General features: G+C 35.4%; 21 protein-coding genes and 1 tRNA gene. 12 read left to right on the top strand and 10 right to left on the bottom strand.

What is annotated here, in order from left to right:
• Positions 1 to 875, bottom strand: an 875-nt coding sequence (locus tag NZ579_06115) for a hypothetical protein (GenBank protein MCS7299510.1), incomplete at its 3' end; no start/stop codon positions are given.
• Between the two features lie 325 nt (positions 876 to 1,200).
• Between NZ579_06115 and NZ579_06110 the strand changes: the two genes are divergently transcribed.
• The 6 genes from NZ579_06110 (at position 1,201) to NZ579_06085 (ending at position 8,818) form a co-directional block, all read left to right on the top strand.
• Positions 1,201 to 2,316 carry a hypothetical protein gene (locus NZ579_06110; protein ID MCS7299509.1) on the top strand — a complete coding sequence of 372 codons (1,116 nt, stop codon included), beginning with the start codon at positions 1,201 to 1,203 and terminating at the stop codon, positions 2,314 to 2,316.
• A gap of 16 nt (positions 2,317 to 2,332) precedes the next feature.
• A complete protein-coding gene (locus tag NZ579_06105) occupies positions 2,333 to 3,652 on the top strand; it encodes a DUF1015 domain-containing protein (GenBank protein ID MCS7299508.1) in 1,320 nt (439 codons plus the stop codon).
• Between the two features lie 36 nt (positions 3,653 to 3,688).
• Entirely contained in the window at positions 3,689 to 5,254 is a 1,566-nt protein-coding gene (gene rny / locus NZ579_06100; protein MCS7299507.1) for a ribonuclease Y, read from the top strand.
• A gap of 107 nt (positions 5,255 to 5,361) precedes the next feature.
• Positions 5,362 to 6,714 (top strand): prenyltransferase, encoded by a 1,353-nt coding sequence (locus NZ579_06095; protein MCS7299506.1) that lies wholly within the window; start codon positions 5,362 to 5,364, stop codon positions 6,712 to 6,714.
• A gap of 286 nt (positions 6,715 to 7,000) precedes the next feature.
• The gene (locus NZ579_06090; protein MCS7299505.1) at positions 7,001 to 7,639 is read left to right on the top strand and encodes a MotA/TolQ/ExbB proton channel family protein; all 639 of its coding nucleotides are present in this window, start codon (positions 7,001 to 7,003) and stop codon (positions 7,637 to 7,639) included.
• A 3-nt stretch (positions 7,640 to 7,642) separates the two neighbouring features.
• Entirely contained in the window at positions 7,643 to 8,818 is a 1,176-nt protein-coding gene (locus NZ579_06085) for a hypothetical protein (GenBank protein MCS7299504.1), read from the top strand.
• On the opposite strand, the gene NZ579_06080 is transcribed toward NZ579_06085, so the two are convergent.
• Complete coding sequence (locus tag NZ579_06080) at positions 8,819 to 9,283, bottom strand: Rrf2 family transcriptional regulator (protein ID MCS7299503.1); 465 nt, start codon at positions 9,281 to 9,283, stop codon at positions 8,819 to 8,821.
• Between the two features lie 323 nt (positions 9,284 to 9,606).
• Between NZ579_06080 and miaB the strand changes: the two genes are divergently transcribed.
• Positions 9,607 to 10,917 (top strand): tRNA (N6-isopentenyl adenosine(37)-C2)-methylthiotransferase MiaB, encoded by a 1,311-nt coding sequence (gene miaB, locus NZ579_06075; GenBank protein MCS7299502.1) that lies wholly within the window; start codon positions 9,607 to 9,609, stop codon positions 10,915 to 10,917.
• A 23-nt stretch (positions 10,918 to 10,940) separates the two neighbouring features.
• On the top strand, positions 10,941 to 11,342 hold the full coding sequence (gene ndk, locus NZ579_06070) for a nucleoside-diphosphate kinase (protein MCS7299501.1): 402 nt from the start codon (positions 10,941 to 10,943) through the stop codon (positions 11,340 to 11,342).
• Here the strand turns inward: ndk and NZ579_06065 are convergent.
• Positions 11,335 to 11,625 (bottom strand): hypothetical protein, encoded by a 291-nt coding sequence (locus tag NZ579_06065; protein MCS7299500.1) that lies wholly within the window; start codon positions 11,623 to 11,625, stop codon positions 11,335 to 11,337. The two genes, ndk and NZ579_06065, sit on opposite strands and share 8 nt — an antisense overlap.
• Before the next feature lie 47 nt (positions 11,626 to 11,672).
• Positions 11,673 to 12,344 (bottom strand): hypothetical protein, encoded by a 672-nt coding sequence (locus NZ579_06060; GenBank protein ID MCS7299499.1) that lies wholly within the window; start codon positions 12,342 to 12,344, stop codon positions 11,673 to 11,675.
• A gap of 238 nt (positions 12,345 to 12,582) precedes the next feature.
• On the opposite strand from NZ579_06060, the gene thrS reads away from it, so the two are divergent.
• The 3 genes from thrS to purE all read left to right on the top strand — a co-directional run bounded on the left by thrS (position 12,583) and on the right by purE (position 16,408).
• Positions 12,583 to 14,445 (top strand): threonine--tRNA ligase, encoded by a 1,863-nt coding sequence (thrS, locus tag NZ579_06055; GenBank protein MCS7299498.1) that lies wholly within the window; start codon positions 12,583 to 12,585, stop codon positions 14,443 to 14,445.
• Between the two features lie 348 nt (positions 14,446 to 14,793).
• A complete protein-coding gene (locus tag NZ579_06050) occupies positions 14,794 to 15,927 on the top strand; it encodes a 5-(carboxyamino)imidazole ribonucleotide synthase (protein ID MCS7299497.1) in 1,134 nt (377 codons plus the stop codon).
• Positions 15,902 to 16,408 (top strand): 5-(carboxyamino)imidazole ribonucleotide mutase, encoded by a 507-nt coding sequence (gene purE / locus NZ579_06045; GenBank protein MCS7299496.1) that lies wholly within the window; start codon positions 15,902 to 15,904, stop codon positions 16,406 to 16,408. Before NZ579_06050 ends, purE begins: the two co-directional genes overlap by 26 nt.
• On the opposite strand, the gene NZ579_06040 is transcribed toward purE, so the two are convergent.
• From NZ579_06040 to NZ579_06020, 5 genes are all read right to left on the bottom strand, one after another.
• Positions 16,389 to 17,588, bottom strand: a complete 1,200-nt coding sequence (locus NZ579_06040; GenBank protein MCS7299495.1) for a methyltransferase — start codon at positions 17,586 to 17,588, stop codon at positions 16,389 to 16,391. The genes purE and NZ579_06040 overlap by 20 nt on opposite strands.
• A gap of 319 nt (positions 17,589 to 17,907) precedes the next feature.
• On the bottom strand, positions 17,908 to 19,434 hold the full coding sequence (locus tag NZ579_06035) for a YifB family Mg chelatase-like AAA ATPase (protein ID MCS7299494.1): 1,527 nt from the start codon (positions 19,432 to 19,434) through the stop codon (positions 17,908 to 17,910).
• A gap of 366 nt (positions 19,435 to 19,800) precedes the next feature.
• Positions 19,801 to 20,490 carry an HAD hydrolase-like protein gene (locus tag NZ579_06030; protein MCS7299493.1) on the bottom strand — a complete coding sequence of 230 codons (690 nt, stop codon included), beginning with the start codon at positions 20,488 to 20,490 and terminating at the stop codon, positions 19,801 to 19,803.
• Entirely contained in the window at positions 20,480 to 21,811 is a 1,332-nt protein-coding gene (gene hslU, locus NZ579_06025; GenBank protein MCS7299492.1) for an ATP-dependent protease ATPase subunit HslU, read from the bottom strand. The genes NZ579_06030 and hslU overlap by 11 nt, the downstream gene beginning before the upstream one ends.
• Positions 21,811 to 22,107 carry a hypothetical protein gene (locus tag NZ579_06020; GenBank protein MCS7299491.1) on the bottom strand — a complete coding sequence of 99 codons (297 nt, stop codon included), beginning with the start codon at positions 22,105 to 22,107 and terminating at the stop codon, positions 21,811 to 21,813. Before NZ579_06020 ends, hslU begins: the two co-directional genes overlap by 1 nt.
• 75 nt (positions 22,108 to 22,182) lie before the next feature.
• Here NZ579_06020 and NZ579_06015 point away from each other — a divergent pair.
• Positions 22,183 to 22,255 (top strand) — tRNA-Ala (locus NZ579_06015).
• A 2-nt stretch (positions 22,256 to 22,257) separates the two neighbouring features.
• Here NZ579_06015 and NZ579_06010 read toward each other — a convergent pair.
• Positions 22,258 to 22,695, bottom strand: coding sequence for a polymer-forming cytoskeletal protein (locus tag NZ579_06010; protein ID MCS7299490.1), 438 nt, complete (start codon positions 22,693 to 22,695; stop codon positions 22,258 to 22,260).
• Positions 22,696 to 23,002 lie beyond the last annotated feature (307 nt).

The following is a 23,002-nucleotide window of genomic DNA, read 5'->3' as shown; positions in this document are numbered from 1 at the left end:
ATTCCATTAGGATATGCATTAACATTCGCAGGGTCTGGATTTACAAAGAATTGGACTACATTACCATCATGTGTAACCATTATCTTCATCCGGTTAGTGTTTGTGGAATTAGGATTGGCATATTGAGAATAACCACCTATAGTACTTCCTTCATTAGTTAAGTGAACCCAGTCATCATCCATATTCCATTCAAGTATTGGTTTTAAGTTAAGCGTTGAACCATCTAGAGATGAAACATTTGTAACCTGAAGTCTACTATAAGAGCTTAACCAGTAGCCCCACTGGCTGTATGGTGTAGTTTGTGAATCGTTAGACAGATTATCATGCATTCTCATCATATCGTATAGGACTACTTGATTAGCAAACTTTGTCCCCGCAGGAGAGGAGTTATTTATATTAGCATACTCAGCAAGATATATTGACATAGAAGCTGCCATTCTCCTTGACTCAGGATTTGTCACACCAGTAGGACCTTCTCTGTGAGGATCTATCCTAGCTTCTATTCTTAATATCTCAAAACCAAATGGTCTATAAGGAGTAGGAGTCCAAAGTTTATTTGTGTATGCTATGACAGAACCAACCCATGTTCCTAAATAGCCTGAAGTCGCAGTTGTGTAGAGGTTACCGCTAAAGATAACATTTGCTCCATTGTAAGCTACGCTACTATTCCTCTCAGAAAAGTTATAAACCCCATCCCTACCATACAAAAATCCTGCTCCAGTTCCAGTTCCTTCAGGACCGTACCACCCAGCAGGTTGCTGTCCAGGAGGATGATCAGTGCTAAACGGTTCAAAGTAAAAGAAAGACTCACCAAAAGCAAAAGTTACTAAAAGAAACAAAAAGACTATAACCACACACCTATTAACGCAAACCATGGCCTGCCTCCAGTAAAAGATTATAAAGCAATATTCGTGCCAAATCAATCTTTACATAAGAGACAAAAGCACCATTCAAAAACACTAGTAAATACCAACTATATCAACAACCCTAGACCTCAAGATTTTCTTAAAATTACAAAATGATACAAAAAATGTAAACTAAATTCACACTCATCTGTAAATATTATTCACACTTATACAAGAATAGTCCGAAACACAAGATAAAGACAACAAAATATAAACCCATTGTTTAGTAAAAAATTTGTTGAATAACAAGAGTATATGTTTTAGAATAAAAGTATCAAAGTGTTGGAGGTATCGTATGAAACAAGCAAAAAAGAAGAGGTTTAGATATTTCGTTGACAAACCCTTTCAAACAAAGTTCATATTGAATTTTGTTATTCTCGTCTTGATAAGTGCTCTGTTTTCATTAGGTTTTATACTCTACATAGACAGTCAGAAATTTTCAAGAGGTGTATTGTTTGAAGAACTCGTAAAGGATTTCTATAAGACAACAGACTTATCGGTTGAAGCTCTGAAGATAAAAAATAATATACAAAGTTTAGGATTACCTAACAAAGAAGAGATTGACAAGATAATCGGAAAGATTGACAGATACATAAACTCGCTAAAGGATATTGAGGCAAGTATAATCAACGCGATTGAGACAAGGAAGTGGCTCACGAGAGAAGTAAGTCTAGTTTATGAGGATGGTTTCTTCTACCGTGTTAGCGAATCTATTAAGGACAACAAGGTCAATCCTTCAGCAATAGGTATCAGTCTAGAAGATCTAAAATCCCAAATAAATCGCTATAGAATAGATATTGAAATTGGTATACAGGAGTGCGAGTTTGATAAAAGTATGAAATCTTTAGAGAAAATTTCATCTATACTAGTGACAAGCGATGACATTGAGAGAAGTAAAAATTTCAAATCAAGGTTTAGCGATTTTAAAAACTCAGTTTTAAGATCATTTGAATTCATAAGGCAAACTCCAGATTTTCTAAACGATGTTGAGAAATTATTGTCAGGAGCATACTCTCAAGGAATGTTTGATGACTCAATCCTTTCTTCAATTTCTTCCAGTATCTCAAAGATCAAGGGTATAATAGGTAGTGTAAGGGAGTATAAAGATGTCTTATACTACGAAACACGAACTTATGGTAAAAAGGCATACAATCTTTTGGATCTTTACTGGAGACCTATACTGGCTTTAAGTATTCTTCAGATAATACTTATATCTGCTTTCGGCTTATTCTTCTCGCATAGGATAGCTGGACCTGTTCATAGAATTAAGAGAGAACTCAGAGAGATAGCAGATGGGAAGCTACCAATAAATCACGAGATAAAACTAAGAAAGAGAGATTTCTTGCTTGATATTGCTAAGGAAATAAACAATACTTTAAAATCCATTTCAGAGAAATATAATATAAAATAAGTAGGAGACAAAAAATATGCCTTTACTCAGACCCTTCAACACGACAGGATACAATACGAACTTGATAAATGATTTAAACCTAGTAGTAGCACCTCCTTACGATGTCATCACCCCAGAACAGAGAGAGATATATGCCTCAAAGAGTCCTTACAACATTGTCCATCTAACATTACCTGAAGGAGAAGGAGACAACAAATACTCAAACGCTAAAAAGAAGCTTCTAAGTTGGCTACTGAAAGATGTTCTAACAACTGATAAAAATCCTGGCATATTCATATACGAGCAAAAATTTACCATACGAGGCGCGAATTACAAGAGAAGAGGTATTGTTTCTTTATTGAAAGTTGAAGAGTATGGTAACGGGGTCTTTAGACATGAAAAGACATTCGGAGGCCCCAAAGAGGATAGAAGAAAACTGATGGAAGCAGTTGAAGGGCAACTTGAACCTCTGTTTTTCTTATACTCTGATAGAGATAACCTGGTAAATAGCAAAATATACGATATGGAGTTTGACTACACAGCAAAGACAGCGGTTGATGAAAACGGGGTAAAACATACTCTATGGAAGATACCTAACAAACAGCTTGAGGATTTCATACTAGAAACTCTCTCAAAATCTTCAATTTACATTGCTGACGGACATCATAGATATGAAACCACTCTCCAATATGTCAAAGAGAAAGGAGGAGGCGATAATGACACTTACTCCTATGTCCTAGGAACATTCTTCAATATGTATTCTAGGGATCTGGTCATACTTCCTACACACAGACTTGTAAAAGTAGATTCTTTCTCCCAGGAAGAGTTTATCAAGAAACTAGACAGATACTTCAAGATTGCTGTTATAAACTACTCCGAACAAGTAGTTGATGTAGCTCTTAACAAACTAAATATGGTAATGTCAGATAGGAAACAAAAAGGTAGTGTATGCTTTGGTCTTTATTCAATGTATGAAGCAACTAAACTCTACCTGATAACTTTGAAGGATGAGGTAAAGAGTAGTATCATACAAGAGTATTCAAAGAACCTAGGCAAAGAAGTTGCTAGTCTTGATGTATCAATACTTACAGAACTGGTTCTAAAAGACACTCTTGGTTTATCTGATGAGCAAATACTCTCAAGGGCTTATGTTGATTATATAAGGTATGAGAAAGAAGGCTTACAGACTGTCAAGAAAGGTATCAGAGACTTATTGTTCATACTGAACCCTGTTACAGTTGATGAGGTTATAAAAGTCTCTGAAGCAGGTCTCGTTATGCCTCAAAAATCAACGGATTTCTACCCAAAGATAGAAAGTGGGCTTTCACTATACCTGTTCCGAGAGCAACAGTTCTAATTAATTGCTCTAAAAAAATACTTTAGGAGAAATACCATGTGGTTAGAGATTGCCATAGCTTCTTTTATATCTGCACTCTTAACATCAGGAATATTCTTGATACTAGATAGATTGAGGATAATAAAAGCGAAAGAAAGAGCGGAAGCCATAATAAACAGTGCAGTAGAAGAGAAAGAAAATCTTATAAATCTTGCATACAAGGAAGCAGAGGAACTTAAGAATAAATTCCTTTCCTCTGCAAAGGAAGAAATAAACTCATACAGAAACGATGTAGAGAAAGACCTCAGAAATATTCGTAGAGACCTACAGATGCTTGAAAAAAGACTCTCTAGTAAAGAGGAACTACTAGAACGAAAGGAAGTATATCTTCAGAGAAGAGAAAAAGAAATATCTATAAAAGAAAAAGAAATCAAAGATCTAGAGTCTCAAGTTCTATCACTAAAAGAAAAGATAAATCAGGATCTTCAAAGAATAGCATCAATGACAGAAGAAGAGGCTAGAAATCTACTTTTGGAAAGCATAAAGAAAGAAGTTGAAATATCTTCACTTGAAGTTGTCAGCAAGATAGAGAATGAATACAAACAGATAGCAAACGAGAAAGCAAGAAAGATATTGATTGACGCAATCCAGAGAATAGCTCTGGATGTTGTGAATGACAATGTTGTCTCAACTGTTAATCTCCCAAACGACGATATGAAAGGTAGGATAATAGGCAGAGAGGGAAGGAATATAAGAGCGTTTGAGATGATCACGGGTGTTGATGTTATAATTGACGATACTCCGAATGTGGTAGTTCTCTCAAGTTTTGACCCCTTAAGAAGAGAAATCGCCGCTAGAACACTTAACAAACTCTTGGAAGATGGAAGAATACATCCTACAACAATAGAAGAGGTTTTTGAGAGAGTTACCAAAGACTTTGAGAATGAATTATACAAGATTGGTGAAGAAACTTACTTAAAGTTAGGCATTCAACCTATGTCAAACGATGAATACAGGTATGTAGGGAAGATGAAGTTTAAGCATAGTTATTCACAGAATGTTCTTCACCACTCTATTGAAGTTGCTATAATAGCCGAGAGAATAGCAGAGGAGCTAGGTTTAGACAGTTTAACAATAAATAATGCAAAGAAATCTGGGCTACTACACGACATTGGGAAGGTATATGAAAACGCAGAAGGAGGACATGCTATTGTAGGTGCTAACCTAGCGAAGTCTTGGGGCTATTCTGATAGAATAGTAAATGCTATTGCTTCACATCACGGCGAAGTTGAACCATTATACATAGAGGCTAGTATATTAGCAGTAGCAGACGCTATATCAGCCGCAAGACCAGGTGCTAGGAAAGAAAACATTGAGAACTATATAAAGAGACTTGAGAACCTAGAAAGAATAGCAACATCAATGCCAAATGTAGAGAAAGCTTATGCTATACAGGCAGGTAGAGAGTTAAGAGTATTCGTTGATAGCGAAAAAGTATCAGACGAGGAAGCAAAACTGATGGCTAAAAATATCGCTAAGAGAATTTATGAAGAAATATCATTCCCAGGACAGATAAAAGTGACTCTAATTAGAGAAACACGCATAGTTGAAACTGTAAGATAAAAACCACTATGCGCTTCCAAAATATACTAGAAAACCTACTACGCAAGGAACTTAACTTGTAATGTTGAAGATTTCGTATTAAAAATTCTATCAACTAGAGGCAAGATATGACCGAGAAAGATAAGATAAAAACGATATCAAAGATCATCAAGAAGAATAATACTATAACATTAACTACAAAGGACAGCAAGTGTAATGTTTGGTCAACAAAAGTTTTTTATGGTGAAGATGGTGGAGATATATATGTAATTCTTGAGAAAGACGGTCACGCATACAAGAACATTCTAGAAAACAAAGATATCTTCTTCGTAATTGAAAAGAACGAACCAACCGAGTTTATTCAAGGATTTGCTGAAGCGGAAATAATAGGAGATTCTGATAAAACTCCAGAAAGGTCAATAGTAACAAGGAAAAACTTTCCGATCGTCCCGTTCCTTAGATCCAACCCGAACACAGTGGTCGTAAAGTTGAAATTAAAGAAATTGTATGTAAGCTACTTTACTGAGGGATGGATACCCAGATTTGAAGTTAATTTTGATAACTACACTAGAGAACAACTTGCCAGAGAAATGTCAAACGAACCAAGGATAAAGTATTATATTCAGGCAACCAGACCTTGGTCACTAGTTGCGACGATAGGTGCTGTTATAATAGGAACTTTACTAGCACCACTAGTTGATATTCTAAAATTTGCTTTGACACTGTTTGGTGCGATAACAGTTCATCTCGGTGTTAATGCAATATCGGATTACTTTGACCACAGAAGAGGAGCAGACACTTGGAAAACGCTAGGTTCTAGTAGAGTGCTTGTAGAAAACATACTAAAGCCTAGCGAAGTCTTAACATTAGGAACAATTCTGATATTAGTCTCTATCGGCATAGCGGCAATTATATGGTATTTGATAGGCTTCAATATGATATTTTTGTATCTTGTTATACTTGGTGGTGTCTTAGGACTTTTCTACACATTTATAGGTTTTGGTTTTAAGTATGTAGGACTTGGTGATCTGGCAGTATTTCTTGCTTGGACAGGAATTGCCTTTGGCTCTTACTTTGTTCAAACTACTATTCTGAATTGGAATGTTTTAATATCATTCTTACCAATATCTCTACTCGTCGTTGCTATACTTCACGGAAATAATATGAGAGACATCCAAGATGATATAAACTCTGGATACAGAACATTTGCAGGAATACTAGGTCCTGAACTATCAAAGTATTACTACGCTTTTCTAGTAATTTCTGCTTATGTGTCATTGGTAGTTGCAGTAATATTAGGATTACTACCTATATGGACTCTAATATCACTATTATCCATAACTCACGCTATAAATAACATAAAGTGGGCTTTCAAGGATAACTACATTCAAAAAGGGATGCTTGACCTACTGACTGCTAACCTCGTCAGGATAAATTCCATACTCATAATAGTTGGCATCATAATACATAAAATAACATAAATTTTACTGAAGTTCAGTCAAGAGTTTGGTATTTTTTGTTGAAGAGCATTCTGTATAAATCGTTCTCATAACTTACCCAGGTAACTCTCAATCCCCTCGTAGAAAGTCTTTGACAAAGTGATCTATAGTTCTTCTATCTGTCATATATTTTTCATTCTGTCTTTATTTTACGATATAGGAGGATGTTTTTATTAAGTTATTACCAAACTCATCTACAAACTCCAGAATCTTATAGTTGAATAATACCCAACCAAACCTAGAAAATTCCTACAGAAGAGGGCTAAATATGGATTGGATAGCATCTGCTTTTGATTATCTATCAAGAGGCGGAATAGTTATGGTTTTCATACTGATCGCCTCCATAATCGGTGTCTCTATATCAATAGAAAGATATTTCTTCCTAACAAATCTAAGAAGATCAACAAAAAAACTCTTTAGTATAGCTAAGGAGAAAATAGAAAAAGGTAATGTCAGAGACATACTTGCAATATGCGACACTGAAAAGACAGTATCTTCAAACATTCTGAGAACTGCTATTGATGTTTATCTAAAAGGTTTGAGCAAAGAGGAAATTGAGAGGTCTATACAGGACATCGCTAAGATAGAGATGCCAATAGTGAACAGATACCTATACCTTCTTGGAACGATGGTTACAGTTTCACCTATGCTTGGACTACTCGGAACTGTTTTAGGAATGATAAAAGCAACTTCTGTTCTAGCAGAGAAAGGGCTTGCATCACCATCAGAACTTTTGACTGGTATAGCAGAAGCGCTCATAACAACTGCAGCAGGACTCATAGTCGCTATTCCACTACTGATACTCTATAACTATCTAGCAAACAAGTCTCAAGAGATAATTGAGGAGATAGAAGCTAATGTAACCGAAATACTACTTCTTATGTCATCATCCAAGAGTATATGGTGAAGAATGACCATAAGAAACTACATTAAGTTAGCAATAATAATATCAGGATTGTCTTTTGTAATAATACTCGTAATCCTTTACTTCCTAGTTGTGTTCCTGAGTCAAAACTTGAATACCGTAGGATTTCAGACCTTCCTAATTTTCTTCGGAATACCAATGTTTTTATTGTCTCTAGGAGCAGGAATTTTCCTATCAATCACCTATTTTTTAAGATACAGGAACTTTCTAAAGATATATCAGGAAGAGTATAAATCACTGGTTTCAAAAATATATAGTGACCAAGATACAAGAAAATCATCATTCATTGAAAACTTATTCAAAGGCATCCACAAAGACGATACAGGTATATACCATATATTACCTTTTGAAGATGAGTTTGGAGACATAGGAAAAACTATAAACATAATACTAACTAATGTTTATGAACAAGACATTGAGAAGAGTAGGCTACTATCCTATCAGAAGGAAGTTATAAACAGATTACTAGATTTTGCAAACACACCTATAATGATACTTAGAAAGATACATCACAAAAAGTCTACGATAATAGTCAGCAATATTAACTCTTTGTTTCTAAAGGCGATAAAAGCCGAGAATGTTGTAAGACTTGCAAGCAGATTAGTTGAAAGACTTAAAGTAAGTCATTACTCAGAAAAGTATCTATATGATTTAGTTTTCGATATAGTCAGAGCCGAAAGTATTGAAGAAATTAAGGAAATATTCATCGGACAAGAGATAGGTATTGAGGAGTTTCTTGTAGATATTGACTGGTTTTTTCATCCAATTGATAAGAGAAGTTCGGACATAATATCAATTATAAAGGATCTTATAAAAGGTAGCGATCTTACAGAGACTGATAAAAATGCAACACTTGAGATACTAAACTACAAGGAGTATAGAAAGAACTACGAACTTCCTGATGTTGTAAGTGGGGTAGAGGGATTTATAGGACCTGTAGTTCCGGACGACGAGGATACATTCATAAAAAAGAAGAACGAAGAGTTTTACAGAGAAGGGCTAAAAATAAAAGACTTCAAATTCTACATAGCCAAAGATACAACTAAAACCTCATCAAAAGATGTTCCGTTTAGTAGTGATATAACTATATTCCCGGCTACAAGTAAGCATTTTTCCCCTGAAAAGATGTTAATAATTTGCTTTGATAGGATAAGTTTCTAATTAATATTGTCTGACCCCCATATTCTGGATCATCTGTATGAAATTCGTATCCTTTGCTTTCTCTATTAACTCACCTAGAGTTATTCTACTAAGATATTCCCTTATATTCTTACCTAGTTCAGACCATATATGTGCAACTACACAATCCTCCACAATAGGACATTTTCTTTTGGATGAAGGAGCAAGACACCACGCAAGGCTTATCTTACTATCTGCTGTTTCAACTATTTCAAGTAGTGATATTTGTTCAAAATTGTCTCTCAATATATAACCTCCATTCACCCCTCTGATACTCTTAACTATACCCGCCTTCCTGAATCTAATAAAAATTTGCTCTATATACCTTAGTGGTATGTTTTGGTTTACTGATACCTCATTAAGAGAAATAGGCCATTTGTCCTTGTTAACACCTATATATATTATGGCTCTGAGACCATATAATACCCTAGTTGATACCCTTATCATAATTTCCTCCTAAACTATAAGAATTTTAACATAAATATAGTGTATAGTCAATAAAACTCAATGTAAAACATGGTAGGCTAGAACTCACAACTAGGTGTCAATTTCCATCTTAATGAGTAAATCTCCTTCTTAACGGACACTTAAGTGTTATGATATGAAGCGAAATTCTGTGATTAACGAATTAGAGATAAAGAGAATGCGTAAGTAAAAATCTGGAACCTTACCTTTCACCTAATAGAAATTAGAATCTACTCTAGCCACGGTCGTAAAGTAGAAATTAATTTGATAATCTCTTATAATGTTGATAGGAATTGGTGAGAAGTATGAAATTCTTCATAGAGACATATGGTTGTCAGATGAATCTTTCCGACTCATTTGAGGTTAAGAAGATACTTAAGGATGCTGGACTTGTTGAAGCAGATAAGGAAGAGGATGCTGATGTTGTTGTAATAAACACCTGTAGTGTGAGAAACACAGCAGAAGAAAGAGTTTTAGGCAGGCTTGGATATCTCAAAGGATTAAAGTCAAAAAAACCTGATTTGAAAATATATATAACTGGATGCATGGCTCAAAGCTGGGGTAAGAAGCTGTTTGAGTTTGCTCCACATATAGATGGTGTCTTTGGAACATACAACCGTAGTAAAATGATAAGTCATATCTTAAGTAGGGATAGTTATGTAGTAGATGTAAGAATGGACAGATATGAGTTTCTTCCTGCTACAGTTGATTATCAGTATCCTTTCAAAGCATTTGTCACCGTGATACACGGATGTAATCACTCTTGTACTTACTGTATTGTTCCCAAAACTAGAGGGAAGGAAGTCAGCAGACCCCTGAATGAGATAATTGAGGATATAAAGAGGTTAGTTGATGAAGGTGTTGTAGAAGTAATGCTACTTGGACAAAACATAAATTCCTATGGAAGAGACATTGGAACAAGTTTTAAAGAGCTTCTTACTGAGGTCAATAAGATTGAAGGTATAAAGAGAATAAGATTTCTTACCTCACATCCTATTAACTTCAAAGAAGACCTGATTGATAGGATCTCTGAACTTGAGAAAGTTTGTAGATACTTTCATCTACCTGTCCAAAGTGGTTCTAACAGAATACTGAAACTTATGAAGCGAGGATATACTTATGAGTATTACGTTAGGATGATAGAATATATAAGAAATAGGATGCCTGACGCCTCTATATCTACTGACATAATTGTAGGTTTTCCCTCCGAGACAGAAGAAGACTTTGAAATGACCCTGAAACTAGTAGAAGAAGTTAGGTTTGATTTCTCGTATATGTTTATATTCAATCCGAAGGTTGGGACACCTGCTGCAACAATGCCGGATCAAGTCCCAGAAGAGGTTAAGGTTGAAAGGATCCAAAGACTGATAGAACTACAACACAAAATAAGTAGAGATAGTAATTTAATGGATGTTGGTAAGGAGTTTGAAGTTTTGGTTGAGGAAAGAGGTAAGTATGAAGGGCAGCTACTTGGCAGAACAGCTTACAACAAGATGGTCGCTTTTGAAGGAGATACTACCTTAATAGGCAAGTTCGTTAATGTTAGAGTTGATGACTTATCTGGCAACACTTTAATAGGCTCACTTGTTAGGAATGAAGTTGGTATTACTCAATAAAGTTTGAATATAATTAACGGAGTATGAACAGGACACTTGCGATAATAAAACCAGACGTTGTTGAGAAGAAGAAGGTTGGAGAAGTTATATCAATACTAGAAAGACATTTTGAGATAGTTGATATGATAATGGTCAGGTTAAGTAAAGAGAAAGCAGTCGAATTCTACAAAGAACATATTGGTAAAGAATTTTTTGATAGGCTTGTTAGATTTATGACATCGGGTCCTATAGTAGCACTAGTAGTTGAAGGTGAAAATGCAGTAACAAGGCTAAGAGAATTAGTAGGTGATACAGATCCTAAAAAATCAAAGCCGGGGACAATAAGAAACACATATGGAGAGGAACTACCTAGAAATGCTATACACGCATCCGACTCAGAAGTATCAGCAATCCGTGAGATAAACTTTTTCTTTCCATCTAGATAACTCTACTCTCTTTCTTCTTTTCTTCAACAACTTGTTCTAGAAGAGTTGAATCTCCCTTTGAACCAAAGACAAGTAGAAGAATTTTAAGGTCATCTTCGCTTATTATTGATTTCTTCAATCTATCCTTGATTTCTTTTTCTCTCTCCCTTTCAATTTCAGCCTTAATATTCTCTTCTTTTATCCTTTCTGAAATATTTTTGTTATTCTCTCTGTAGGTTCTATTGTTTATGTAGTATTCATTTGGTGGGCCACCAACTCCATCCACTCTAACATACTCACTCATAAAACCCTCCTTGGTTCTCCTTACAGATTTTCGGATTTCAACTACTCTTAATTGACTTCAATCACATTCACTACATTACCATGTTTATCTCTGATAGTTTTAGGGTTCAAAGGATCAGGGACTATCTCATCATCAACTATGAATTGATAGTAGTATGTTCCTTTAGGAAGGTATAGCCTTATCTTCCATAAACCTCCAGATTCTCTCTTCATCTCAAGTTCATAAGGGTTCCAATTATTAAAATTTCCAGACATCACAACTTTTTTAGCATCCAAATTTTTGTATCTGAATTCATAATAACCATTACCTAGATACTTTGGATTTTTTCTAAAAATCTCAAGATCATTTTTAAGTTCAAAAACAGAGAAAAAACCACCTATACCATCAGGTTCTCTATTTAGATTAAGTGGATCAGTAAAAATAATACCATCAACTACGATCTTATACCTATACTTACCTTTTTTGAGTTCTTTCTCGTAAAGGTAATACCACATTCTTGATCTCTCGTCGTAGTTCATATTAACAGGTTTCCATCCCTCACTTTCAAGGAGTAGCTTCACAAATTTTGCTTGATTCGTTACTATGAAGAGGATCGCATCTTCACTTACAACCGGTGATGAGGTTATATTGGTATTTTCAAGAAGAGATTGTGTTTGAGGAAACAGAAAACTTTGTAAAAAGAAAGTAAATATTATTGTAAATACAACTATAGAACTCATATAACGAATTTAAAGATGAAAAAACAATATTTTCAAGTTTGAAAGGAAGAATATCATTTTTGAACCAGAGATATTATCCTGATACACTTCCACAAACTTACCAGTTGTGAATTTAGGGCTCTATTGACACCTTTCCCTTTTCTTGATAAAACATTTTCCTTGATATTATAATCTCAACTCAGACTCAAGCAAGTATTAATCTACAATAAAGATTAAAAAGTCCATCTGGAGGTATTCTATGAAAGCAAAAGAATTGATCAAAAATTTTGATAGACCTTCGGAAATAGTAGGTTTCAAGATAGGAGATAGTTATATAGACCTTCTGTCCGAAATAGACTACACAGATTCTTTATATCCTATATATCAAAGCATGGATGAATACTATGAGTTTGTTAGACATACTGCTGCGCATACTATGGCACAGGCTATCCAGAGAATATATGGAATTAAGAATGTTAAACTCGCCATAGGACCTACGATTGAAAATGGATTTTACTACGATATTGACCTAGATAGACCAATCTCTGAAGATGACCTTCCGAGGATAGAGGAAGAGATGAAAAGAATAATAAAAGATGACCTACCTTTAGAAAAACTAATTATTACAAAAGAAGAAGCATTAAAAATTTTCAAAGAACTCAATCAAGACTACAAGATAGAACTTATAAACGAAATAGATGAACCAACAGTTTCAATTTACAAGCAAGGTGAATTCGTTGATCTTTGTAGAGGACCTCATGTAGAGAGAACAGGTATGATACCCTTGGATGCTTTCAAACTTGTTAGTGTTGCAGGTGCTTACTGGAGAGGGGATGAAAGAAACAAAATGCTTCAGAGAGTCTATGGTGTATTATTTAGAACAAAGGAAGAACTTGATAGATATATTTGGCAAGTTGAAGAAGCAAAGAAACGAGATCATAGAAAACTCGGCAGAGAATTGAAAATGTTTCTATTTTCCGATGAATCACCCGCTATACCTTTCTGGTTACCAAACGGAATGTTTATTAAAAACACCCTTGTCTCTTATATGAGAGAACTGTTGTATGAAAACGGGTATGTTGAGATCCAGACACCTATGATTATGCGAAAAGAACTTTGGGAGAGGTCAGGACATTGGCATAACTACCGAGAAAATATGTATGTTTCTTTCGCTGGTGATGAAGAAATAAAAGGAGAACCAAACTGGGCCGTCAAACCTATGAGTTGCCCTGGTAGTATAGTGGTTTTCAAATCTGAAATTAGATCCTACAAGGACCTTCCTATCAGGTTGCTTGAGTTTGGGAATGTTCATAGATACGAGAGAGCAGGAGTGCTACACGGTCTTCTGAGGGTAAGAGGTTTTACTCAAGACGACGCTCATATATTCCTAACGCCTGAACAGATAAAGGAAGAAACGATAAAAGTTATAAGACTTGTTGATACTGTATACAAAAAGTTTGACTTTGACTACAAGGTTGAATTATCAACCAAACCTGAAAAATATATAGGAACAGATGAAATGTGGGAAGTTGCTACTAATGGTTTGAAGGATGCACTTGATGATATTGGAATAAACTATGAGATACGAGAGGGAGAAGGTGCTTTTTATGGACCAAAGATAGATTTTCACCTGAAGGATGCTATCGGTAGAACGCATCAATGTGGAACTATACAGTTAGATATGGCTTTGCCTGAAAGATTTGATGTAAATTATATCGGTGAGGATGGTAAGCAACATAGGGTTGTGATGATACACAGAGCGATATATGGTAGTCTTGAGAGATTCATTGGAATACTGATTGAGCATTATGGCGGTAAGTTTCCACTATGGTTGTCACCAGTCCAGGTCATAATATTACCTGTTTCAGAAAAATTTATTGACTATGCAGAGAGAGTTGAAAGTATCCTAAAAACTAACAAACTTAGAGTAAATATTGACAGAGACAACGAGAAACTAAACTTCAAGATAAGAAGAGCACAGTTAGAAAAAATACCTTACATGCTGATAGTCGGTCAGAAGGAGAAAGAAACACAAACAATCTCAGTAAGGTCAAGAGACAAGGGTGATATGGGGGTTATGAACATTGAAGGCTTTATCAGCATGGTTAGTCAAGAGTTATAGAGACTACCAACAAAACAGATGTGTCTCTTTAGTAGCATAACCGAATTAAAGACTACATTTATTAATAGAAAAGTCATAAATTTGATGTATCTAAACCAAGTTCCAACTTTTGTATTATTCATTACTAGTAGGCAGAGCACTGATTGATTAAGCAGCAGAACATAAATCAAGCCAAATTAAAATTTATCTAGACTTACCTAACTTCAGAATTTATAATTGACTTATATTGATACAGTGTTATTGCAAACACACGATAACATCTACCTAGTTGAACAAAACCTATCAACACACTTTGTCTAAATTAACTTTAAAGAACACATTGGTCTTGGTTAAAATTTTGACAAAGGTATGCTAGATGTTGCGATAGGTATTCTAGGTGGTGGGCAACTTGCGAAGATGACTGCACAAGAAGCGAGGAAAATGGGTATAAGAGTTTATGTTCTTGACCCTACTCCTTACTCACCTTCCGAAATGGTAGCAGAGCAGATTGTAGGAGATTTTAGAAATGCTGAAGACATAAGAAGACTTGCCGAAGTATCCGATGTTATAACCTACGATATTGAGAGCGTTGAAACTTCAGTATTGTACAACTACAGAGACAAAGTTTTCCCATCACCAGAAATACTTGATATAATACAAGACAAGTATAAGCAGAAGGAGTTTCTAAAGAAGAACAACATTCCAACACCAGATTTCTATCTAATTGAAGATATAAATTCCTTAAGTGCTTTCCCTTCTGTACAGAAGGCAAGAAGAGGAGGATATGACGGTAGAGGTGTCTTCGTAATAAGAAGTAAGGATGATATTCCCAACGCTATAAAATCCCCATTCTATATTGAAGAGTTTATTGAGATAGACAAAGAACTTGCTGTAATGGTTGCTAGAAATAGAAATGGTGAAACCAAAGTCTTTCCTGTCGTTGAAATGGTCTTTAACCCAAAAGGTAATATTCTTGACTTCCTATTAGCACCTGCTAGAGTATCCGAGAAGGTTGAGAAAACGATAAAGGAGATAGCGATTGAAACTATAATTGCGTTTAACGGAGTTGGGATATTTGGTATAGAATTTTTCTTGTCAAAGGATGGTAGAATTTTAGTTAATGAAATAGCACCACGACCTCACAACTCTGGTCATTATACAATTGAAGCCTGTGCTACAAGTCAGTTTGAACAGCATGTAAGGGCTGTATTAGGGCTTCCTTTGGGTAGCACTGAACTTCTTACACCTGCTGTTATGATAAATTTGCTTGGTGAGAAAGATTACTATGGAAAACCTATCTATGAAGGAATAGAGGAAGTTTTGAAGATTGAAGGAGTATACGTCCATATATATGGCAAATACGAAACATTCCCCTTTAGAAAGATGGGACATATTACTATAATAGACAAAAACATTGATAGTCTTCTTGACAAGGCTAGGTATGTTAAAGATATAGTTAGAGTAAGGGGTGTTAGGTATGAAGGTAGGAATAATAATGGGTAGTGATTCTGACTTGAAGGTAATGAGTGAGGCTGCGAAGGTGCTTGAAGAGTTTGGCGTTGAGTATGAAATAAGAGTAGTATCTGCGCATAGGACGCCGAAAAAGATGTATGAATACGCTTCTACTGCTGAGGAGAGGGGGATTGAGGTTATAATTGCTGGTGCTGGAGGTTCAGCACATCTACCAGGTATGACAGCTTCAATCACAACTGTTCCTGTAATTGGAGTTCCAGTGCGAACAGAGAATTTGAACGGTCTTGACTCGCTTCTTTCAATTGTTCAGATGCCCGCTGGAATACCTGTTGCTACCGTTGCGATAAATAACGCAAGAAACGCAGGTATCCTAGCAGTCCAGATATTATCCATCAAGTATCCAGAACTTAAGGAAAAGCTAAAAGAATTCAGGAATAAGATGGAGAATGATGTAAATTCAAAAGACAACAAATTACAATCAACAGGATATGCTAGGTATTTTCAAGAATAGCAACAACTTCTATGTGGTGTGTCTGTGGAAACATATCAAAAGGTATAACTTTGGTTATCCTGTATCCCGCTTCATACAGTATCTTCACGTCTCTAACTTGTGTTTCGTAATTACAAGAAGAGTAGATAACCATTTTCGGATTACTCCTTAGTAGACAGTTTTGGTTTATAAACCTAACTACATTCTCTTCAATACCTACCCTTGATGGATTGACGATAACTATTTCTGGTATATCTAAACTTGGTAATATCTTTCCAACATCGCTTTGTATCACCTTAACATTCCTTACTCCGTTAGTCTGAATGTTGAACATGGCGTCATCCACTGAAGTTTTACTTATCTCAACACCTAAAACCTCTCCAAAGATGTTGCTCACGAATAGTGATATCAGTCCAACACCACAATACAAATCCAAACACTTACTTTTATCGTATTTTGAATTCAGAATCACTTCTCTTATCACCTTCAACCACAGAGGTATGACATAACTATTCACTTGGAAGAAGCTCTCTCTTGAAATCCTAAATGTATAAGTAATACCATCCACATTTATCTCTTCACTAATACTTCTATCTTCAAAGTGATCTGTCTGTATCTGATTAACGACAACATCACCAGCAAGGTTGCTTCTTACTCTAAAGACATGTTGAGGAAAGTTTTCTTGTTCTTTCACTTTTTTGAGCGCGTAGTTTATACCTTCAGATGCAATCTTACATTCGTCAATATCTATCACGATATTTGTATCCCTCTTGAGAAAACCTATCTTTCTCTTTTTCGGATTCACTCTAAACATTACGCTATTCCTGTAATGAAACTCACTAGGTGATGGAATTACTGGTTCTATGAAACTTTCATCAAAATTTGGTAGTCTTGAAAATTCTTCAATGAGTAGTTTTCTTTTATAGTTAAGTTGCTCGTTATATGGAAGCATTTGAAGATCACACCCCCCACACTCTCCAAAGAATTTGCAATATGCTTCCTGCCTAATAGGTGATGGTTGTAATATTTCTACGATCTCCCCATATCTCAAATTTGGTTTAACAATCTTGAGTTTTACCTTTTCGTTTGGTATTGCGTATCTTGTGAATACTTCTTCTCCCTCTTGTGTTATACCTACGCATAGTCCTTCTTTAAGGATTTCTTTGATTTCTGCTACTACTTCCTTATACTGGGTATTCATAACAGTGTGTTAATTTTGAATGAGATACTATGATGAGTATAAATTTTGATGTAAAAGTTTAGAGTATGAGGGGCTTGGACTTACTACATAAAATGTTATAAATGAAGTTTATATACTCCATCTAAATTTACAGTAGATTTTAAGACTTTTACTGTGTAAAAATTTGTTGAATATGAATGTAGATATACGATGAAAGCCTAATCCTTAACGAATTTCTATTTGACTGACTTATCTATCGTTCCTAATGAACTATCATCGCAGAATAGGCTAGTTTATAAATCTTAAGGATATTACTGCTCTTAAAAACCTACTGGGCGTTTTATGCATAAACCAACTTATCTAAAACTCTATACTGTATTGCTTCTGCGACATGATTATCTTTGATGTCTTCACTACCATCAATATCAGCAATAGTTCTTGCAATCTTAAGTATCTTGTGGTATGACCTCATACTGATCTTGAATTTTGACATAACGAGTTCCAGAAGTTTTTTTGACGAGTCTGATACTTTACATACCTCATCAATGTAAGTCGGAGGGATTTTTGAATTTGTCGTTATGTTTAAGTTGAGAGTGCTAAATCTCTTTTTCTGTATTTCTATTGCTTTTAGAACTCTCTCACGGTAGTATTCAGAGTTGTAGTTACTATTGCTCTTGTCTGATATCTCGTTAAACTTTACTCTTGGAACTTCTATGTGCATATCAATTCTGTCTATGAATGGAGTGCTTATTTTGTTGAGTATTCTTAAGATGTCTGAAGATGAATATACGCTGTCAGTGTTATCCTTTGCTATATTCATCGCACCTACAAACACAAAGTTTGCTGGAAAGACTACACTTCCTTCTGCTCTAGATATTGTGATGAAACCCTCTTCAAGAGGTTGTCTCATAACTTGGAGAACGTTTGACTTAAACTCTTGCAGTTCATCAAAGAACAGGACACCATTATGTGCTAAACTTACTTCACCCGGCTTTGGAATTCTTCCACCTCCGATTATTGAGACATCAGATGCGGTATGGTGCGGAGACCTGAATGGTCTCTCATTCACAATCCCTTCTTCACCTAGAAGCCCTGCTATGCTATACACCTTCGTAGTTTCAATAACTTCCTTCATACTCATCTCTGGCATAATTGTTGGTATCCTTCTTGCTAACATCGTTTTACCACCACCAGGTCCCCCAAGCATAAGTATGTTATGACCACCAGAAACCGCAATCTCAATCGCCCTTTTTGCGGCGTATTGTCCCTTAACATCAGAAAAATCCACTTCAAAGTGCCCATTCTTCTTAAAACCATCATCCCCCTTCACCGGAACTATCGTGTAGTTCCCACTTAAAAATTCAACAACCTCTTTCAAATTCCTAATAGGAAAGATGTTAAGAAAGTCACCAACAACACTACATTCATTTCTGTTAGCCTCTGGAACAAATACATTTTTAAAACCATTTTCAATGGCAAAGAGTAAAACTGGCAAAACACCTTTAGTGTGCTTAACTTCACCATCCAACGCTAATTCACCAACGAAAAGTGTGTTGTTTATGTCTATCAGCCCTATATCGTTGATTTGCTCGGATCCTATGAGTATTCCAACTGCTATTGAAAGGTCAAGTATGGAACCTTCCTTTCTTACATACGCAGGTGCAAGGTTTATTAGTATCCTTTTCATTGGGAAAGAAAAACCACTATTTATTATAGCACTCCTCACCCTCTCCTTCGACTCTTTTACAGTAGCATCAGGAAGGCCAACTATGTCAAAACTAGGAACTTTTGTCTCAATACCAACCTCAACTTCAACCAAAGATACATTTAGCCCAACAAGAGACGCAGAATAAACTCTATTAACCATACAAACCTCCTAGACACAATAACTATTAAACAAGATAAGATACATTCTTATTACAACATAAATTTCATCACTACATCTTAAACTGGTTTAAGACATTAATGACTTGTGAAATACTGTCTTTTTTAGATAATCCCTTCAAAAGGGATAATCAATTTGACTGCAATATGATAGAAAGTCTGGAACTTCTAGAAAGAGATTAAATAATAGTATTATTCATCCTAATTGCTTGTTTATAGTTTGCTAGCACAAAAGGTATTGGTTCCTTACAAACACTGCTTTTTGGATTTTGATATGAATACACTAACGAATTAGGTTCATTTTTTGGTAATGTTCGTTAATTTATCAAACTTCAAATAGTTGAAGTTTTTAGCAATGATTTAATAGGATATCTGGTAATTCTTTCAGAGATGGTATTATATAGTCAGGGGTATATTTTTCAAGTTCTTCCTTTTTCATCTTACCTGTTGTTACAATTATGGATGGGATGCCATTCTCTTTTGCTGCTATTATATCTCTATGCGAATCTCCGACTATGAAAACTTTTTCAAATGATATCTTATAGTATTCGGATGCTCTATTAAGTGCTATCGGAACTAATTTTGCTCTTTCCTTCTTCTCGTCTCCGAACGAACCTACAGGGAAGAACTTATCAAGACCAAATGGTGATAATTTCATATACGCAACTTCTCTTATGTTTCCAGTTAGAAGACAGTTATAGTAGTTGTTGTAGGTCCATTCAGAGGTTTCGTATGCGAAGGGCAGTATAGTGATTGATTGGGGAGAATTGCGAATTATTTCTCTAAATAAGTAGGTGATTCTCTCAAAAACTTGATACATTTTTCTAACCGAGTCCCTACCGCTAAAACCGTTTTCTTCAATAACTTTATGTATTATCTCAATATCGGTCGTTCCTATCCAATCAATTGACTCAATTGATACTTCCTTTCCCAAAACCTCACATAGTGCCTTCTGATAAATCCAGCGTCCTGTTTTATCAAGCCTTACTAATGTGCCATCAATATCGTAAAGTATAAGGTATGGTTTTTTATAGGACATACTTTGCTAGATCTTCGTTTGCTACGATGTTTGACAACTTATTATTTACTGTTTTTACATCAATAACAACGGTTTTTTCTTTTAGGTCTGGGGCTTCAAATAGTATATCTTCTAGCAATTTTTCCATTATGGTGTATAATCTGCGGGCTCCAATGTTCTCAAGTTTTTGATTTGCTTCGTAAGCTAGTTCTGCTATCCTATCAATAGCACTATCATCAAACATAATTTCTACTCCTTCTGTTTGGAGGAGGAGTTTATATTGCTTGACTAACGCATTTTTAGGCTCTACCAATATTCTTTTTAAGTCGTCTTTTGATAGAGGTTGAAGTTCAACTCTGACTGGGAACCTACCCTGAAGTTCAGGTATAAGTTCAGATGGTTTTGTTTTTGAAAATGCTCCTGCTGCAATGAAAAGAATATGATCTGTCTTTATAGGCCCATACTTGGTATTGACAGTTGAACCTTCAACTATGGGAAGAAGATCTCTCTGAACCCCTTCTCTTGATACACTTGGACCTATTGTTTCTCCCTTGGTGATCAGTTTGTCAATTTCATCAATAAATATAATACCTTCTTCTTCTGCTCTTCTCTTAGCTTCCTCTGCTATGTCAGATGGATTTAAAGACTTTTCAGACTCAATTGATGAAAGTATTACTTTTGCATCTCTTACCTTAACCTTTTTCTTCCTTTTCTTGTCCTTAGTTCCGAAGAGCATCTCAAACGGATTTTGCATTTCAATCAATGAGCCGAAGTTTCCTGTTTCTATCATCTCCTCAAGTGTCATAACATTATCAGTTTTAGGCAATTCCTCAAGTTCTATCTCAATCACAATATCGTCGTATATACCTTTCTTTATCTGATCTACAACTTCAGATTTGTCAAGTTCAATAAGATTAGGATTTGCTTTCACTAGATACTTGTATATCATCTCAATAGTTTTTTTACCATACTTATCCATATTCTTTGAAATCATCTCTTTCTTAACTATAGCATAGGAAATATTCATCAGATCTCTAACCATTGACTCAACATTCCTTCCTATATATCCTATTTCAGTGAATTTGGTTGCTTCAACTTTTACGAATGGAGCGTTTATTATGAGTGCCATTCGTCTTGCAATCTCGGTCTTACCAACACCAGTTGGGCCTATCATCAGTATATTCTTCGGTATAATGTCCTCCTTAACACCTTCTGGAAGGCTTTTTCTCCTATTCCTGTTTCTCAAAGCAATAGCAACTGCTTTCTTCGCTTCATATTGACCGATAATGTATTTACTCAATTCTTCAACTAATTCTCTGGGTGTTAGCCCTAATCTGTCCATTACTGATCTCCTTCTTCAAAATCATCTTGGGAATTAAACACCTCACTAAACGATTCTTTATCGTCATCAAAAGAAAACTTGACGGAGTATTTATATGAAAATTGTGATATCTTTTTGAGAGAGAATCCATCTATAGTTATGTCTGGTATAATCTCAAGAATCTCCATAATTATATCTCTATCTTTAGAGCAAGTACCTTCAAAATACCAATAAGGATATTCATAAGATATGAAGTCTGGAGCAAAAGATGATACAACAAGATCACGGATCGCCAAGACTCTAGAATTGTCCATCATCTTACCTCAAATCAATTATAAAATTCATCAAACTTTAAATTCAAAAAGAATGTCATTTAAAATATACCTATAAATGGGCCCGTAGCTCAGCTGGGAGAGCGCTACAATGGCATTGTAGAGGTCGTGGGTTCAAGTCCCATCGGGTCCAAATTATAGTTCAAACTTTTTTTCTGTTTCTTTCATCATTTGAGGTATTGAGGGGCCTGAGTTGTAAGCATCTTCAAGTATCTTATCAACATCCTTCTTCTGACCTGCAGTTATTATAACTTCTCCTTTGAGTATAACTCCAGGTTTTACTTCAAGTTGAGGTGTGATTATATTCCCTAGAACCCTTCCAGTTTCTGTCAGTTTGACAGACTCCTGAGATTCTATTCCTCCTATTACAACGCCAGAGACTACAACACTCTTAGCTCTCAATACATCGGTTTTTACCTTACCAGTCTCTCCTATCAATATTTGATCGTTTGTTGATATTTCTCCTTCAAATTTACCATCTATCTGTATTGAACCATTGACATAGAACTTCCCTTGAAACACTGATCCTTCACCTATGATGCTATTTATAAGCCCTTCTTGTTTTGGTGGCATAAACTACCCTCCAGAGAATTATTAGTTCCCCACGATAGAGGTCGGTAAGATTGCTGGCATAGGCCCAATCTCTCAAACCATAGGGACGCAGGTGATACCCACAACATTATAGATAATCGGTATCCCAATATAGTCCCTAAAACCTTCATACGAAGGCCCCATTTTGCAATCCCCTTTCTCCTCTATCGTAGGTTGTAGTTGTATAATTATTTTAACTAATACTTAAATTATCTCACAATCTAACAACCATAGATAATAATCTTTATCAAATATAATATCCATATCTGGATATGGTTTTGAGTGTTAA

The organism is Spirochaetota bacterium (assembly GCA_025061835.1).
In the GTDB taxonomy this organism is placed as follows: Bacteria; Spirochaetota; Brevinematia; order DTOW01; family DTOW01; genus SKYB106.
This window is presented reverse-complemented; position numbering and strand designations above follow the sequence as displayed.

What these genes read in the sequence shown, in the direction of transcription:
- NZ579_06110 (MCS7299509.1), top strand. Translation starts at nt 1,201, where the DNA reads ATGAAACAAGCAAAAAAGAAGAGGTTTAGATATTTCGTTGACAAACCC.
- NZ579_06105 (MCS7299508.1), top strand. Translation starts at nt 2,333, where the DNA reads ATGCCTTTACTCAGACCCTTCAACACGACAGGATACAATACGAACTTG.
- rny (MCS7299507.1), top strand. Translation starts at nt 3,689, where the DNA reads ATGTGGTTAGAGATTGCCATAGCTTCTTTTATATCTGCACTCTTAACA.
- NZ579_06095 (MCS7299506.1), top strand. Translation starts at nt 5,362, where the DNA reads ATGACCGAGAAAGATAAGATAAAAACGATATCAAAGATCATCAAGAAG.
- NZ579_06090 (MCS7299505.1), top strand. Translation starts at nt 7,001, where the DNA reads ATGGATTGGATAGCATCTGCTTTTGATTATCTATCAAGAGGCGGAATA.
- NZ579_06085 (MCS7299504.1), top strand. Translation starts at nt 7,643, where the DNA reads ATGACCATAAGAAACTACATTAAGTTAGCAATAATAATATCAGGATTG.
- NZ579_06080 (MCS7299503.1), bottom strand. Translation starts at nt 9,283, where the DNA reads ATGATAAGGGTATCAACTAGGGTATTATATGGTCTCAGAGCCATAATA.
- miaB (MCS7299502.1), top strand. Translation starts at nt 9,607, where the DNA reads ATGAAATTCTTCATAGAGACATATGGTTGTCAGATGAATCTTTCCGAC.
- ndk (MCS7299501.1), top strand. Translation starts at nt 10,941, where the DNA reads ATGAACAGGACACTTGCGATAATAAAACCAGACGTTGTTGAGAAGAAG.
- NZ579_06065 (MCS7299500.1), bottom strand. Translation starts at nt 11,625, where the DNA reads ATGAGTGAGTATGTTAGAGTGGATGGAGTTGGTGGCCCACCAAATGAA.
- NZ579_06060 (MCS7299499.1), bottom strand. Translation starts at nt 12,344, where the DNA reads ATGAGTTCTATAGTTGTATTTACAATAATATTTACTTTCTTTTTACAA.
- thrS (MCS7299498.1), top strand. Translation starts at nt 12,583, where the DNA reads ATGAAAGCAAAAGAATTGATCAAAAATTTTGATAGACCTTCGGAAATA.
- NZ579_06050 (MCS7299497.1), top strand. Translation starts at nt 14,794, where the DNA reads ATGCTAGATGTTGCGATAGGTATTCTAGGTGGTGGGCAACTTGCGAAG.
- purE (MCS7299496.1), top strand. Translation starts at nt 15,902, where the DNA reads ATGAAGGTAGGAATAATAATGGGTAGTGATTCTGACTTGAAGGTAATG.
- NZ579_06040 (MCS7299495.1), bottom strand. Translation starts at nt 17,588, where the DNA reads ATGAATACCCAGTATAAGGAAGTAGTAGCAGAAATCAAAGAAATCCTT.
- NZ579_06035 (MCS7299494.1), bottom strand. Translation starts at nt 19,434, where the DNA reads ATGGTTAATAGAGTTTATTCTGCGTCTCTTGTTGGGCTAAATGTATCT.
- NZ579_06030 (MCS7299493.1), bottom strand. Translation starts at nt 20,490, where the DNA reads ATGTCCTATAAAAAACCATACCTTATACTTTACGATATTGATGGCACA.
- hslU (MCS7299492.1), bottom strand. Translation starts at nt 21,811, where the DNA reads ATGGACAGATTAGGGCTAACACCCAGAGAATTAGTTGAAGAATTGAGT.
- NZ579_06020 (MCS7299491.1), bottom strand. Translation starts at nt 22,107, where the DNA reads ATGATGGACAATTCTAGAGTCTTGGCGATCCGTGATCTTGTTGTATCA.
- NZ579_06010 (MCS7299490.1), bottom strand. Translation starts at nt 22,695, where the DNA reads ATGCCACCAAAACAAGAAGGGCTTATAAATAGCATCATAGGTGAAGGA.